This is a genomic window from Amycolatopsis benzoatilytica AK 16/65, from assembly GCF_000383915.1.
Lineage (GTDB): Bacteria > Actinomycetota > Actinomycetes > Mycobacteriales > Pseudonocardiaceae > Amycolatopsis > Amycolatopsis benzoatilytica.
The window spans coordinates 2,208,547-2,223,411 of record NZ_KB912942.1; the positions used below are offsets into that span (position 1 = coordinate 2,208,547).

A 14,865-nucleotide genomic window follows, 5' to 3' on the forward strand; every position below is an offset into this window, starting at 1 on the left:
AAGGTTCAACCACGATGCCCGACGACAAGAAACTCGTCGAATACCTGAAGTGGGTCACCGCGGATCTGCACGAGACCCGCAGGCGGCTGGAGGAGGCCGAGTCGGGACGGCAGGAGCCCGTCGCGATCGTCGGGATGGCCTGCCGGTTCCCCGGCGGGGTGTGTTCGCCGGAGGACCTGTGGGACCTCGTGGCGTCCTCCTCGGACGGGATCACGCCGTTCCCGACGGACCGGGGCTGGGACCTCGACGTCCTGGCAGGCGACGGCCGCGGCCGCAGCGCGACCGCGGAAGGCGGCTTCCTGGACGACATCGCCGGTTTCGACGCGGGGTTCTTCGGGATTTCGCCGCGGGAAGCGCTGGCGATGGACCCGCAGCAGCGCTTGCTGCTGGAGACGTCGTGGGAGGCCGTCGAACGCGCTGGGATCGACCCGTCGACCGTGCGCGGCAGCCGGACCGGCGTCTTCGTCGGCACGAACGGCCAGGACTACGCGAACCTCGTCCTCGCCTCGGGCGAAGACGTCGAGGGACACGCGGGCACCGGCCTCGCGGCAAGCGTGGTGTCGGGGCGGATCTCCTACACCTTCGGTTTCGAGGGCCCGGCCGTCACGATCGACACGGCATGCTCGTCTTCATTGGTCGCTCTGCATCTAGCCGCCCAAGCCGTGCGCGCGGGCGAATGCACGATGGCCTTGGCCGGCGGCGTGACCCTGATGGCGACTTCTCTCGGCTTCGCCGGTTTCACCCGGCAGGGCGGGTTGGCTCCGGACGGCCGGTGCAAGGCGTTCTCCGACGACGCCGACGGCACGGGCTGGTCCGAGGGCATCGGCATGGTGGTGGTGGAGAAGCTGTCCGATGCGGAACGGAATGGGCATCGGGTTTTGGCGGTGGTGCGGGGTTCGGCGGTGAATCAGGATGGTGCGTCGAACGGGTTGACCGCGCCGAACGGTCCGGCGCAGCAGCGGGTGATCCGGCAGGCGCTTGCTGCTTCTGGTCTGTCCGCTTCGGATGTGGACGTGGTGGAGGCGCACGGTACGGGGACTGTGCTGGGTGATCCGATCGAGGCGCAGGCGTTGCTGGCGACGTACGGGCAGGACCGGGAGATTCCGTTGCTGCTGGGCGGGATCAAGTCGAACATCGGGCACACCCAAGCCGCCGCGGGCGTCGCCGGGGTGATCAAGATGGTACTGGCGATGCGGCACGGGGTAGCGCCGGAGACGTTGCATGTGTCCGAGCCTTCGTCGAAGGTCGACTGGTCCGCTGGTGCGGTGTCGTTGCTGACCGAGCGGACGGCGTGGCCGGAAACGGGCCGGGTGCGCCGGGCCGGGGTGTCGTCGTTCGGCATCAGCGGCACCAACGCGCACATCATCCTGGAGCAGGCGGCCGAGCCGAAGGCGGCGGCTGCCGCACCCGCTCCCACCGGCGTTCTTCCTTGGGTCGTATCCGCCACGACCAGCGAGTCCCTGCGCGCACAGGCGGCGCGGCTGCTGTCCGCTGTGGACGGTCGATCGGCCGCGGACATCGGTCTCTCGCTCGTCACCACCCGGTCGGACTTCGACCGGCGCGCGGTGGTGCTGGGCGAATCCGCAGCCGAACTGACGGCCGGGCTGTCCGAGCTGGCCGAGCTGACCGGCGAAGAAGCCGCCGCGGTCACCGGGCTCGCCGATCTCGACGGCCGTACGGTCTTCGTCTTCCCCGGCCAGGGCTCGCAGTGGGCGGGCATGGGCGCTCGGTTGGCCGACGAGTCGCCGGTGTTCGCCGAACGCCTTGCCGAGTGCGCTGCCGCGCTCGCCGGCCACATCGACTGGTCCTTGCCCGACGTGCTCCGCGGCACCGACGGCGCGCCGTCACTGGACCGAGTCGACGTGGTCCAGCCCGCCTCCTGGGCGGTCATGGTGGCGCTGGCCGCATTGTGGCGTCACCACGGCGTCGTTCCCGACGCGGTAGTAGGCCACTCGCAGGGCGAGATCGCCGCGGCCGTCGTCGCCGGCGCGCTGTCCCTTGAGGAGGGCGCACGGGTTGTCGCCTTGCGCAGCAAAGCGATCCGCCAGGTGCTGGCAGGCTGCGGCGGCATGGCATCGGTCGCGCTGCCGCTGGCCGAGATCGAGCCGAAGCTGGTTGGGCGCGCGGTCTTTGTCGCGGCGGTCAACGGGCCGAAATCCGTGGTGGTGTCCGGCGAGCCCGCGGCACTCGACGCGCTGCTGGCCGAACTGTCCGCCGCGGACGTGCGCACGCGCCGGATCGCGGTGGACTACGCGTCTCACTCGGTCCAGGTCGAACAGCTCGAAGACCAACTGCGCAGCGAACTCGCGGATCTCCTGCCGCAGGAATCCGAGATCCCGTTCTTCTCCACCGTGACTGGCGACTGGCTCGACACCACCGGACTGGACGCCGGCTACTGGTACCGCAACCTGCGCGAGACGGTCGGCTTCGAGTCCGCCGTCCGTTCCCTGCTGGCGCAGGGACATCAGACGTTCGTCGAAGTGAGTTCACACCCGGTGCTCACCGGCAGCGTGCACGAGACGATCGACGAAACCGGCGGCCGGGCAGTGGTCGCCGGGACGCTGCGCCGCGACGACGGCGGCCTGCGCCGGTTCCTGACCTCGCTGGCGGAGGTCTTCGTCCGGGGCGTCAAGGTGAACTGGGAGGTGGCGTTCGCCGGGACGAACGCGTGCCGGGTGGACTTGCCGACCTACGCCTTCCGGCACGACCGGCACTGGCCGCGGCTCGCACCGCCGCGCGCCGACGCGGCCGGGCTCGGCCAGATCCCGGCCGAACACCCGCTGCTCGGCTCGGCGGTGTCGCTGGCCGGATCCGACGGACTCCTGCTGACCGGGCGGCTTTCCCTGGCAACGCATCCGTGGCTAGCCGACCACTCGGTCGGCGGTGTGGTGCTGTTCCCCGGCACCGGGTTCCTGGAACTGGCCGTCCGCGCGGGCGACCAGGTCGGCTGCGACCGCGTGGACGAGCTGACGATCGCGGTTCCGCTGGTGCTGGACGTCGACGGCGCGGTCGCGGTTCAGGTGCGGGTCGCCGCGCTCGACGACGCGGGCGGGCGCGAGCTGGGGATCTTCTCCCGCCCGGCGGACGCCCTGGCGGAGGAGGAATGGACCTGCCACGCGACCGGCGTGCTTGCTCCGGGCGAACCGGCCAGGGGACTAGGTACGGCTGAATGGCCTCCGGCGGACGCGCTCCCGGTCGATCTCGACGGGTTCTACGACCGGCTTTCCTACGGCCCGGTGTTCCAGGGCTTGCGCGGAGCCTGGCGGACCGAGGACGCGGTTTACGCCGAAGTCGCCCTGCCTTCGGCGGCCGACGACGCCGAACTGTTCGGGCTGCATCCCGCGCTCCTGGACGCGGCGCTGCACGCGGTGTCCTTTGTAGACCCCGACGGGCGCGGAAAGAGCCTGCTGCCGTTCGCGTGGAGCGGGGTGTCGCTGCACGCGAACGGCGCTTCGACGCTGCGGGTGCGCCTGACCAGTGCCGGTACCGACGCGGTGTCGCTCGTCGCGGTGGATGTCGAGGGCGCGCCAGTGCTGTCGGCCGAGTCGCTGATCCTGCGCTCGGCGTCGACGGGCCTCGCGGCCAGGCCGAGCGATGCGCAGCAGTCGCTGTTCCGGATTGAATGGACCGAGGTTCCGGCCCGCGCGCCGTCCGGCACCCGGTGGACGGTGCTTGGCGGAGACGTGCTGGGTTTCGCCTCGGCGGCGAGCCTCGCGGGGGACACCATCACGGCGTTCGCGGAGCGCCCCGCCGAGGCGAGCGGCCCCGCGCCGGACATCTTCCTGTTGACCGCCGTGACCGCCGGTGCCGGCGGCGTCGGCGGCCCGGCCGAGGTGCACGCGTTGACCGCATGGGCCCTGCGGCGGATTCAGGATTTCCTTGCCGAGGAACGGTTCGCCCAGTCTCGGATGATCGTGCTGACCCGAGGGGCCGTCGCCGACGACGGCGAGGACGTCAGCGATCTCGCCGCGGCCGCGGTCTGGGGGCTCGTCCGGTCGGCACAGACCGAGAACCCGGGCCGGTTCCTGCTCGCCGACCTCGACCACGACGAAGCCTCCGTGGACGCGGTTCCCGCTCTTGCCGGGCTCTTCGCCGACGGCGAGTCGCAAGTCGTGGTGCGCGGCGGCCTGGTGCGCGCCGGACGGCTCGCCCGGCTGGCGGACGGCGACGGCCTGCTCCCGCCCGCCGGGGACACGCCGTGGCGGCTCGGCTCCAGCCAGCCGGGCAGCCTGGACAACCTGGCCCTGCTGCCCAGCCCGGAGGTCGTGGAACCGCTTTCCGGACGCCAGCTCAGGATCCGCGTCGCGGCCGCCGGCATGAACTTCCGCGACGTGCTCAAGGCACTCGGCATGTACCCGGGACGGGACGGCCTGATGGGCGCCGAGGCCGCCGGCGTGGTGATCGAGGCCGGGCCCGAAGCGACCATGTTCAAGGCCGGGGACCGCGTGTTCGGCATGATCGACGGCGGCTTCGGACCGATGGCCGTCGCCGACGAGCGGTACCTCGGCTTGGCGCCCGACGACTGGTCGGACGAACAGGCCGCGTCGGTCGCGCTGGTGTTCCTGACGGCCTACCACGCGTTTGTCGATCTCGCAGGGCTGAGCCGCGGCGAGAAGGTGCTTGTCCATGCCGGCGCGGGCGGCGTCGGCATGGCGGCGATTCAGCTTGCCCAGCACCTCGGCGCGGAAGTGTTCGCGACGGCCAGCGAAGCCAAGTGGGGCGAACTGCGGGCGCTGGGCGTCGCCGAGGACCACATCGCGTCCTCGCGCACGACCGAGTTCGAACAGCGTTTCCTCGCCGCGACCGGCGGCCGCGGGGTCGACGTCGTCCTGAACGCGCTCACCGGCGAATTCGTGGACGCGTCACTGCGGTTGCTCGTGCCGGGCGGCCGCTTCCTCGAGATGGGCAAGACCGACATCCGCGACGACATCGAAGGGGTGCATTACCGGGCGTTCGACCTCGGCATGGTGCCAGCGGAACGCATCCAGGAGATGCTCGGGGCACTGCTCGGGCTGTTCGCCGACGGTGCGCTCCGCCCGCTGCCGGTGTCCGCATGGGACGTGCGGCGCGCACCGGAGGCGTTCCGCCTGATGAGCCTGGCCAAGCACGTCGGCAAGATCGTCCTCACCGTTCCGCCCGCGTGGCGCCCCGACGGCACCGTCCTGATCACCGGCGGTACCGGCGTGCTAGGCGGCCAGCTCGCCCGGCACCTGGTCGCCGAGCGGGGAGTACGGCGCCTGTTGCTGGCGTCGCGGCGCGGCCCGGACGCGCCGGGCGCCGAGGAGTTGCGCGCCGACCTCGTCGCACACGGGGCCGAGGTCGCGATCGCCGCCTGCGACACCGCCGATCGCGCCGCCGTCGCAGACTTGCTCGCGTCGGTCTCCCCGGCACATCCGCTGACCGCGGTGGTGCACACCGCCGGTGTCCTGGACGACGGAGTTGTCGCTGCATTGACCCCGGACCGGCTCGACACCGTCTTGCGTCCCAAGGCCGATGCGGCCTGGCACCTGCACGAACTGACCGCGCAGACGCCGCTCGCCGCGTTCGTCCTGTTCTCCTCGGCGTCCGGCGTGACCGGTGCCCCCGGACAGGCCAACTACGCTGCGGCGAACGTGTTCCTCGATGCGCTCGCGCAGCACCGGCGGGCGGCCGGGCTCCCGGGGACGTCGCTCGCGTGGGGGCTGTGGGAACAGGCGAGCGAGATGACCGGCGCGCTCACCGGGAACGACGTCAAGCGGATCTCCTCGGCCGGGCTGCCTGCCATCGGCACCCGGCAGGGAATGGCGATGTTCGACGCCGCCGTCGCCTCCGACGAGCCGCTCGTCGTGCCGCTGCGGGTGGACGCTTCCGGGCTCGGCCGCCGGGGCGAGGTTCCCGCACTGCTGCGCGGCCTAGTCCGGAGGAGTCGCCGGACCGCTGCTGCGGACACCGCGGTCTCCACCGCGACGCTGCGCGACCGGCTGCGCGGTCTCGGCGCGGCCGGCCAGGAGGAAGTCGTCCGCACGCTGGTGGTGGACTACGCCGCGAGCCTGCTCGGGCTTCGCGACCCGGCCGAACTCGATCCCGAACGGGCCTTCCTCGAATCCGGTTTCGACTCGCTGATCGCGGTGGAACTGCGCAACAAGCTCGCCGAGACCGCGGGCCTTCGTCTCCCCTCCACGGTGGTCTTCGACAGCAAAACTCCTGCACAGCTGGCGCGGTGGCTGCTCGGAGAGCTCTCCGGCACGCTCGGTGCCGAGACCGGACCGGCCAAACCCGGACGGCGCGACTCCGGCGACTCCGGCGACACCGTGGCGAAGCTGTTCTTCGACGCGCTCGAAGCGGGCCGGGTGCCGGAAAGCATGGGGCTGCTGAAGGCCGTCGCCGCCCTGCGGCAGACCTTCCAGACCCCGGCCGAACTGGATGAACTTCCGCTCCCGGTCACCCTGTCCGAAGGACCCGGCGAGCCGATGCTGATCTGCATCAGCTCCCCGGTGGTGACCGGTGGCGTCCACCAGTACGCGCGCCTCGCAGCCCAGTTCCGGGGCAACCGCGGACTGGCGGCGCTCCCGCTGATCGGCTTCGCCTCGGGAGAGCGCCTGCCCGCCACCCCCGCGGCGTCGTCGCGGGTGATCGCCGAATGCGCACTGACCGCCAGCGGCGGCGCACCGTTCGTCCTGGTCGGGCACTCTTCGGCCGGAGCGCTCGCCTGCGCGGTCGCCGGAGTGCTGGAGAACACCTGGGGAATCCGCCCGGAGGGGGTGGCCATGCTCGACACCCTGAGCATGCGCCACCGCGGCGGCGAGGCCGTCGACTTCGACGAGATCACCCGCAACTACCTGTCCGGCATGGAATCCAGCTCGGTAACCCTGACCAGCGCCCGCCTGTCGGCGATGAGCCACTGGTTCAGCATGATCGCCGACTTGGAACTCCCGCCGACGACCGCGCCGACACTGCTCGTCCGCTGCGCGGAACAGCTGGCGGGAGCAGAGTCGAGCGGCGAGAACCCAGTACGGGCGGACACGGTGCGAACGATCGAAGCGGACCACTTCTCGCTGGCGATGGAGGATTCCGCGACGACCGCCGCGGTGCTGGAGGAGTGGCTGGGCTCTCTCGGCTCGGCTCGCTGAGGCCGCGGTTCGGGCGGCCCCGGGCTTTCCGGCCCGGGGCCGGCCCGAACTGACGGAGGTGGCCCGGCTCCGCTGTTCCTCTGCCCAGCCCACTCCGCCCTCGGCACGTGCCGGCTGGCTGGGGTGGTCCGGCCCGGGAAGGCGCACCCGACGACAGCCGGTGCTGACCGGCAGGTCGGTGGTGCTCCCGTGGCAGAGCAGAGAATCGTGCCATCCGGCCGCGGCGTGTTCGCCGTGCTGGACCCGGCTGTGCTGGGACGCCGAGGCGTTCACACAGCGGTGCTGAGGTGGATAGCTGCGTGAACGCGGTGGAGAAGGAATCCGCGCAGTGCGCGGCTGTCCCATTGTCTTTCCGCACCGCACCGCTAACCGGGCGCTGGCCCGGTGAAGTCTGCTGCACTCAGCCGGCCTTCGCCCCGCCCGGCGCGCTCGACGCGTGCGGAATCCTCGGGCGCCTTAAGGCAATCCCTCTCCTGACCGCCTGGTCACGTGCGGCGAGCGAAGATGCCGAGCGCGTCGGCGGCCGGGGCGGCTTCGGCCGCTCAGGCGGATTCGCGGCAGCGGACCGCGAACGCCGCACCGGCAAGAACGTCGAATCGAAATGACCGCACCAGGAACAGGCTCACCACCTGACCGGCAAGGAATGCAACCCGAACAGGACGCCGTCGTACTTGAACGGCAGTTCCTCCAGCGGCGCGTCGATCTCCAGCGTCGGGATCCGCTCGAACAGCGTCCGGTAGACAGTGCTCATCTCGGCCCGGACCAGGTTCTGGCCCAGGCATTGATGCACGCCGTAGCCAAACGCGACGTGGTGGCGGGCGGCGCGCGCCGGGTCGAACTGTGCCGGGCAGGCGAACGCGCCGTCGTCGTGGTTCGCCGCGGCGACCAAGGGGAGGATGCCCTCGCCTGCTTTGATCAGCTCGCCGCCGATCTCCACGTCCTCGATCGCCACCCGGAGTGCGACCAGGTCGGCGACCGAGTGCAGCCGCAGGAGTTCTTCGACGATCCGGTCGTCGCCGATCCATTCCCGGTTCGACAGCAGGGTGATCACGCCGAGGGAGATGTTGTTGGCGGTCGTTTCGTGGCCCGCGATCAGCAGGAGCATCGCCACCCCGGACAGTTCCTGCGGCGTGATGGCCCCGGCGGCGAGCAGCCGGCTGAGCAAGTCGTCCGCGGGCCGCTGCTGCTTGATCGCGATGAGGCGGGTGAGGTAACGGAGGATCTGCTTCCCGGCGTCCTCGCGCTCGTCGTCGGTCGAGGCGAAGCTGACCAGCACGCGGGTCTTGGCCTCGAAGAACTCGTGGTCGGCGTAGGGAACGCCGAGCAGCGCCGTGATCACCAGCGAGGGCACCGGCAGCGCGAAGTCGGACACCAGGTCGGCCGTGCTGCCCGCCGCGAGCATGGCGTCGATGCGCCCGTCGACGACGCGCTGGATCTCCGGTTGCAGCTCCTTGATCTTGCGCACGGTGAATTCCGGGATCAGCGTCTTGCGGAACCGGCCGTGCTCGGGCGGGTCCATCCCGACGAACCAGCCCGGCACCTGGTCCCGGGCGGGCACGCCGCCGGTCCGGCCGAAGCTCGGGAAACCGGGATGGGACGGGTCGGAGCTGATCTTCGGGTCGGTGAGCAAAGCTCGGACGTCCTGGTGCCTGCTGACCAGCCAGACCGTCGCGCCGCCGCCGAGGGAAGTCTTGACCAGCCCCGGACGTGAGCGGATGTCCGCGTACTCGGGCGGCGGGAAGGGACATCCGGGCCGCCTGGACGGGAAGTCGATCGTGCTCTCGGTACTCGTCATGTGCGCATTCCCTGGTTGGTCGGGCCGGCCGGGCGCCGCGGGCTCAGGCCGCGGCGAAGAACTCGCGGACCTTCCCGGTGATGAAGGCCTGGTCGGCTTCGGTGAGCCCGGTGTAGGTCGGCAGGTAGAAGCCGTCCTCGCTGAACCGGCTGGCGTTGAGCGAGGGCCAGTTCGGGTCGAGGTATCCGGGCTGCCTGCTCATCGGCTTGAAGAACAGCCGGGTTTCGATCCCCGCCGCGGCGAGGAACTCGCGCAGCTGTTCGCGGCGTTGCGCGCGCAGGTCGTACATCCACAGCACGTCGCGTGCGGGCATCAGGGTGATCCCGTCGATCCCGGCGAGCGCGTCGTCGTAGCGTTTCTCGATGGCCCGGCGCAGGGCGAGGATCTCGCCGATCCGCTCGGTCTGGGCGAGGGCGACGGCGGCCTGCATGCTCGTCATGCGGAAGTTGTAGCCGAGTTTCTTGTGCAGGAAGGTGTGCCCGGGGTCGAACGCCATTCCGCGCAGGTGTTTCAGCTGACCGGCCAGGCGCGGGTCGGCGGTCAGGCAGATCCCGCCTTCGCCAGAGGTGATGATCTTGTTGCCGAAGAGGGAGAAACACGCGATGTCCGCTACCGGGCGGACGCCGTGCGCTTCAGCCGAATCCTCGACCACCCGCAGGTTGTAGTCGTGGGCCAGCGCCATGATCGCGTCCATATCGCAGCGCCGCCCGTAAATGTGGACGGGCATGATCGCCTTCGTGCGCGAGGTGATTCTCTCTTCGATCAGCGTCACGTCGATGTTGAGATCGTCGCCGCAGTCGACGAAGACCGGCGTTGCTCCGGTGTAGGTCACCGCCCACGCCGAGGCGATCATGGTGAATTCCGGGACGATCACTTCGTCGCCGGGACCGATGCCCAGCGCCCGCAGTGCGAGGGTCAGCGCCGTGGTCCCTGACGAACAGGCGACCCCGTGGGCGATCCCGTTGTAGTCGGCGAAAGCTTGCTCGAACCGGGCGACGAACGGTCCCTGGGAAGAGAGCCATCCGTCGCTGACGGTCTGAGTGACGTAGTCCAGTTCGCGCCCTTCGAGCCAGGGCTGGGAAACCGGGTAGGTGATGGTCATCGTCTCCCTGTTTCTTCCGGGCCGGTCAGCGCAGGGCGGGGGAGGCGAGAACGGCGTCGGCCGCCGCCTCGCGCCCGCCCGCCTCCCGTTGCAGCGCGGCGAAATGCTCGGCCCGCTCCCGGAAGGAGCTGGTGCCGATCACCCTGGTGAGCTTGTCGACCACGTCGTCGGGGTCGATCGTCTCGGGCCGGTCGAGGGTGAGGCTCACACCGAAGTCCTCGCCCCGGACCGCCTGGTCGTGACAGTCGACCCACAACGGGCGCACCACGAGGGGCTTGCCGAAGTACAGCCCTTCGTGGTAGCCGTTTCCGCCGGCGTGGGTGAAGAACACCTTGACGCTGGGGTGGGCGAGGACGTCGAGCTGTGAGGGCAGCCAGCTTTCGATCCGCAGGTTGGCGGGCCGCTGCCCGACCGGCGGCAGGTACTCCTGCTGTGCCTCCGGGAGCTTCCAGAGCACCTGGTGGCGTCCTTCGAGCCGGCGGGCGACCTCGACCAGCCCGCGGACCTGGTCGTGGGTCAGCCGGGTGATTGTGCCGAAAGCCATGTAGACCACGGAATCCTGGCCGTCGAGCCATGCGGAGACCTGGCGGTCGTCCGGGGCCTGCGGCAACGGCGGCACCAGCGCGCCCACCAGTCGCATCTTCGCCGGCACCGGGAAGGGATAGTCCAGCTCCGGGACCGAGTACACCAGGACCGTTTCCGCCGCGTCGATGCGGGCCATTTGCCCGCGCGCCTCGGGCGCGATGCCGAGCTCCGCCCGGATCGGGCCGTCTTTGGCGACCACTTTGGCCATGCTCGGCGCGAGGAACATGGCGAACGTGCGCAGCTTGAAAAGCCGGTTCTCGATGCGCTGGGTCAGGCTCATCCGATAGGGGAGCCCTGAATGCGGCACCGGGAACCCCGAAGGCGTGTAGCTCTTCGAGAACGGCGTGTGGGAGGTGAGCACGTTGCTGGGCATGAACGGGACGCTCAGGACGAACGGGATCTTCCTGGTGATCGCCAGTTCGACCGCGAACAGGCTCAGGCTTTCGATCACCATCAGCGCCGGGCCGATCTTGTCGACCGCGGCTTCCAGCGCGCGGTACTTGCCCACGCGCAGCTCCGGATCGACGGTGTGGCGCAGGACCGCGCGGTGGGCCTTGAACCGCGAGGACTGGGTCACCGCGCGGTAGGTTTCGTCGTCCCAGGTCACCGCGGACATCTCGGGCACCACCTCGCCGAGCGAGGCGAATTCCACCGGCGTTCCGGAGCCGATTCCTTCGATTTCGGCGCGGCGGGGTTCGTCGGTGGCGAACCAGAGGTTTTCGACGCCGCGGCCGGACAGTTCCGCGGCGAGGGTCAGCATCGGGTTGAGCAGACCGCTTTCGGGAGAGCTGACGAAGAGAATCGGCCGTCGGGGCGAATCCATGGGCTGCCTTTCCGCGGTGCGCGGGTGGGGGTTCCGTTGCGACGCATGGTCTTTGTCTCACGGAGAAGCCAAGGAAATCACTAATGTCGACGCGCGCTCCCCCTGGACCGGAATTTCTGGGGGTTTCCTGGAAGGCGGGCGTGGACCCTGGGCACCGGGCCGCCTCGGAGCGCCGGGCCGACCCGCTCACACGGAGGAAAGAGGTTCGACCATGGCGAAGTTGTGCGGTCCGGACAGCGTCCGAACTCTGGGGGAATGGGAAGCCGACGCGGTACGGATGGCGGCCGAACTGCGGGACCGCGGAGTGCGCCGGTCCACCCGGGTGCTGCTGAAATCGGAGAACTCGGCGGGCTACGCGACAGCGCTGCTCGCGCTGATGCACCTTGGCGCGTCGATCGTGCTCATCGACCACCAGGAGCGGGCCGAGACCACCACGCGCCTGATCGACCAGGCGCGCGTCGAATTCTGTGTCGCGGGCGACGAAACCGTGCTGCCCGCCCTCGAGGTCCCGTGCTACACGACCTACGAACTTCAGCTGTACTCCGCGGGCCGCAGCGCGACCGCCGCGGACCTGGACGTCCAGCCGTGGCGGGAGCTTCCCGACGGCCTGGTCATGTTCTCCTCCGGCTCGACCGGCGTGCCGAAAGCGATCGTCAAGACCGGCGGCTCGTTCCTCGACAACCTGCGCCGCAACCTCGAGCAGGTCGGGCACGTCGAGAGCGACGTGCTCGTGCCGCTGCTGCCGTTTTCGCACCAGTACGGGCTGTCCATGGTGCTGATTGCGTGGCTCGCCCGGTGCTCGCTGGTGGTCGCTCCCTACCGGCGGCTCGACCACGCGCTGCGGATGGCGGGCCGGTGCGGGGCGACGGTGTTCGATGCCACCCCGGCGACCTACCGCAGCATGCTCAACATCGCCCGGCAGCGGCCTGAGCTGCTGCGGGTGCTCGCCGAGTCCCGGATGCTCTGCTCCGGTGCCGCGCCGCTGGATCCGGGCCTGTCGGAGCGCTACACCGAAGAAACCGGGCATTGCCTGCTCGACAGCTACGGCAGCACTGAACTGGGCAACGTCGCCTTCGCGACGCTGGACAACCCGGTCGCCTGCGGGCGGGCGGTCGAGGGCGTTCGGCTGGCCGTGGTGGACGACGAGGGCGCCGAGCTGCCGGCGGGCGAAGCGGGCGAGGTCCTGGTGGACACCCCGGACATCATGACCGGCTACCTCGGCGAGGACGGTGAGATCGAACCGGCGGCGAAGGGCTGGTACCGCAGCGGGGACCTCGGCCGGCTGACCGAGGACGGGAGCCTGTGCATCCTCGGCCGCAAACGCGCCGTCCACAGGATGGGCTACACGCTCTACCCGGAGATGATCGAACGCCGGCTGGCGGAGGCCGGGTGCGTCGCCAAGATCATCGCGATCCCGAACGAGCGCATCGGCAGCGAGCTGATCGCCTTCGTTCAGGACGACGAGGCCAGGGGATTGGACCACTGGCGCGCGGTGGCCAGAGCGGCGCTGGCCGACTACGAGGTGCCGGGCCGGATGGCCGTCGTCGAGAGTTTTCCTCTCAACGGGAACGGAAAACCCGACAGCAAGCGGTTGGCGGAGCTGGCGGCGTCGGTGTGAGCCAGGCGCCGGGCAGGGGTGCGTGCCCCTGCCCGGCGATGCCGGACGGTTGGCTCGAGTACGGCCTGGCGAGGCAGGTTCAGGTGGCTCGGCGGGCCGGCCTCCGCAGCGGTTCAGTAGGGCAGCTCCACCGGGGCGAGTTCGGCGAACCGGTCCCCAGGCCCGGGATTGCCCGGGTGGGTGGCTCCGCCGAGGTGGTCCAGCACGCCCCAGACAGCGTTGAGAGCGGTCGTCACGGCACCCTCGGCGAATCCCGCGGTCCACGAGATGTCGTCGCCGGAGAGGAAAAACCCGCGTTGCGCGGCGGGCAGGCCGCGCTGCATGAACTGGGTGTACAGCCGCCGCTGGTAGCGGTAGTGGCCGGGCAGGTTGGCGCGGAACGCGCCCATGAAGTGCGGTTCCCGTTCCCAGGTGACGCTGATCGGCCCGGCGACGATGTGCGAGGCGATGTCGACGTCCGGGTAGATCGCTTTGAGCTGCCGCAGGACGATCGCGAGCCGTTGGGCGTCGTCCAACGGGCCCATCTTGGCCGAATCGTCGTTCCAGCTGTAGGACAGGCACATCACCGCCGGCCGTTGCGGTCCGTCGTCGAAGAGGTAGACCCCGCGCGGGATACGGTCGGTGAGGGTCATGCCCATCGTGTCCCGGCCGGTGACCGGGTCGGGGTCGCGCCAGAACGGCCGGTCGGCGAGGACGAACAGTTTGGAGGCGTTCATGTAGTGGGTGCGCTCGACCGCCGTCCATTGCGGGACGCTGAGCAGTTCCGGTGCGCAGTCGACCTGGCCGAGCAGGGTCCACACGTGCGGGGTGAACACGACCGCGGCGAAATCGCGTCGTTCGCCGGAACTGTCCTCGACGGTGATGGCCTCGCCGGAACGGCTCAGCCGGGTCACCGCCGGGCGGACGGCGCCCGCGTTGAGCGACGACAAGGACGTCCCGGCCGGCCAGTGCGCGAGGTTCTCCGGCGGGTGGGTCCACAGGCCGACGGGCAGCTGCTGGGCCCCGCCGAGGATGCTCACCTGGTCGTCGTCGGCGTGGGTGCAGACCACCCGCAGGACCTCCAGGATCGAGTTCGGGAAGTCGGTGTCCCAGCCGCCGGAGCCGAAGCCGATCTGCCCGAAGACCTCCCTGGTGCGGAAGGATTCGAACGCCGACGAGGCGGCCAGGAAACCGTAGAACGACTGGTCGTCCAGCTCGGCGACCAGCCGGTTCCAGACCGATTTGAGCGCGGGTACGTCGCGGCGGCGGATCGCGTCCTCCACCGAGGACCGTTCCGCGCCGTCCTGCAGCGCCTTTTCCCACGCGTCGCCGACTTCGAGGTAGGCAGCGGGCAGTTCGTCGGCGGTCCGCACGTGGTGCACGACCCCGCCGAGGTCCAGCACCGTGCTCGGGGTGCCCGGCGCGAGCGGGTTAGGGAACGGCCGGGTCTTCAGCCCGAGCAGGCCGAGGTAGTGGAACAGGGTGCTCGCCGAGGTCGGGAACCGCATCGCGCCCAGTTCGGCCAGCGAGTCCGGATGGCCCTCGAACGGGACCGAGCGCATCCGCCCGCCCAGTTCGCCCGGCTCGTAGAGCACCGGCCGCAGGCCCAGTTTCATGAGTTCGTATGCGACGACCAGGCCGGAGATCCCGCCGCCCGCCACCGCCACCGGGGTGCCGAGGCGGTGGCGGGGCAACCTGCCGAGCCCGGCCGGGTGGCGCAGCCAGTCGTCGTAGGGGAAGGGGAAGTCCGGTCCGAACATGGTGATCGGGCTCCGGCCGGTCAGGGTCATTTCGGTTGCCTCCCCGGGGAGAACGCGGCAGACGCCGCACGGCCTGGTGCCGCCGAAGCGTCCC

6 protein-coding genes and 1 pseudogene are annotated in these 14,865 nt (G+C 70.4%); 3 read left to right on the forward strand and 4 right to left on the reverse strand.

Annotated elements, in window-relative coordinates:
* Positions 1-14: 14 nt before the first annotated feature.
* Both AMYBE_RS45415 and AMYBE_RS0110245 read left to right on the forward strand, forming a co-directional pair.
* A pseudogene (locus AMYBE_RS45415) lies at positions 15-7,109 on the forward strand (type I polyketide synthase); the annotation flags it as partial.
* A gap of 299 nt (positions 7,110-7,408) precedes the next feature.
* On the forward strand, positions 7,409-7,714 hold the full coding sequence (locus AMYBE_RS0110245; protein WP_020659283.1) for a hypothetical protein: 306 nt from the start codon (positions 7,409-7,411) through the stop codon (positions 7,712-7,714).
* Between the two features lie 17 nt (positions 7,715-7,731).
* Here the strand turns inward: AMYBE_RS0110245 and AMYBE_RS0110250 are convergent, their stop codons facing one another.
* Genes AMYBE_RS0110250 through AMYBE_RS0110260 form a run of 3 tightly spaced genes read right to left on the reverse strand, consistent with a single transcriptional unit; the run spans position 7,732 to position 11,414 of the window.
* Positions 7,732-8,904 carry a cytochrome P450 gene (locus AMYBE_RS0110250; RefSeq protein ID WP_020659284.1) on the reverse strand — a complete coding sequence of 391 codons (1,173 nt, stop codon included), beginning with the start codon at positions 8,902-8,904 and terminating at the stop codon, positions 7,732-7,734.
* A 43-nt stretch (positions 8,905-8,947) separates the two neighbouring features.
* Positions 8,948-10,006, reverse strand: coding sequence for a DegT/DnrJ/EryC1/StrS family aminotransferase (locus AMYBE_RS0110255; protein ID WP_020659285.1), 1,059 nt, complete (start codon positions 10,004-10,006; stop codon positions 8,948-8,950).
* 25 nt (positions 10,007-10,031) lie between these two features.
* On the reverse strand, positions 10,032-11,414 hold the full coding sequence (locus AMYBE_RS0110260) for a glycosyltransferase (RefSeq protein WP_020659286.1): 1,383 nt from the start codon (positions 11,412-11,414) through the stop codon (positions 10,032-10,034).
* Positions 11,415-11,625: 211 nt separating this feature from the next.
* Between AMYBE_RS0110260 and AMYBE_RS0110265 the strand changes: the two genes are divergently transcribed.
* Complete coding sequence (locus tag AMYBE_RS0110265) at positions 11,626-13,032, forward strand: class I adenylate-forming enzyme family protein (protein WP_020659287.1); 1,407 nt, start codon at positions 11,626-11,628, stop codon at positions 13,030-13,032.
* A gap of 113 nt (positions 13,033-13,145) precedes the next feature.
* Here the strand turns inward: AMYBE_RS0110265 and AMYBE_RS0110270 are convergent, their stop codons facing one another.
* Entirely contained in the window at positions 13,146-14,801 is a 1,656-nt protein-coding gene (locus AMYBE_RS0110270; RefSeq protein ID WP_020659288.1) for a flavin monoamine oxidase family protein, read from the reverse strand.
* Positions 14,802-14,865 lie beyond the last annotated feature (64 nt).

Bases quoted from the DNA above. Each gene is read 5' to 3' on its own strand.
- AMYBE_RS0110250 (WP_020659284.1), bottom strand. From the start codon at position 8,904: ATGACGAGTACCGAGAGCACGATCGACTTCCCGTCCAGGCGGCCCGGA.
- AMYBE_RS0110255 (WP_020659285.1), bottom strand. From the start codon at position 10,006: ATGACCATCACCTACCCGGTTTCCCAGCCCTGGCTCGAAGGGCGCGAA.
- AMYBE_RS0110260 (WP_020659286.1), bottom strand. From the start codon at position 11,414: ATGGATTCGCCCCGACGGCCGATTCTCTTCGTCAGCTCTCCCGAAAGC.
- AMYBE_RS0110265 (WP_020659287.1), top strand. From the start codon at position 11,626: ATGGCGAAGTTGTGCGGTCCGGACAGCGTCCGAACTCTGGGGGAATGG.
- AMYBE_RS0110270 (WP_020659288.1), bottom strand. From the start codon at position 14,801: ATGACCCTGACCGGCCGGAGCCCGATCACCATGTTCGGACCGGACTTC.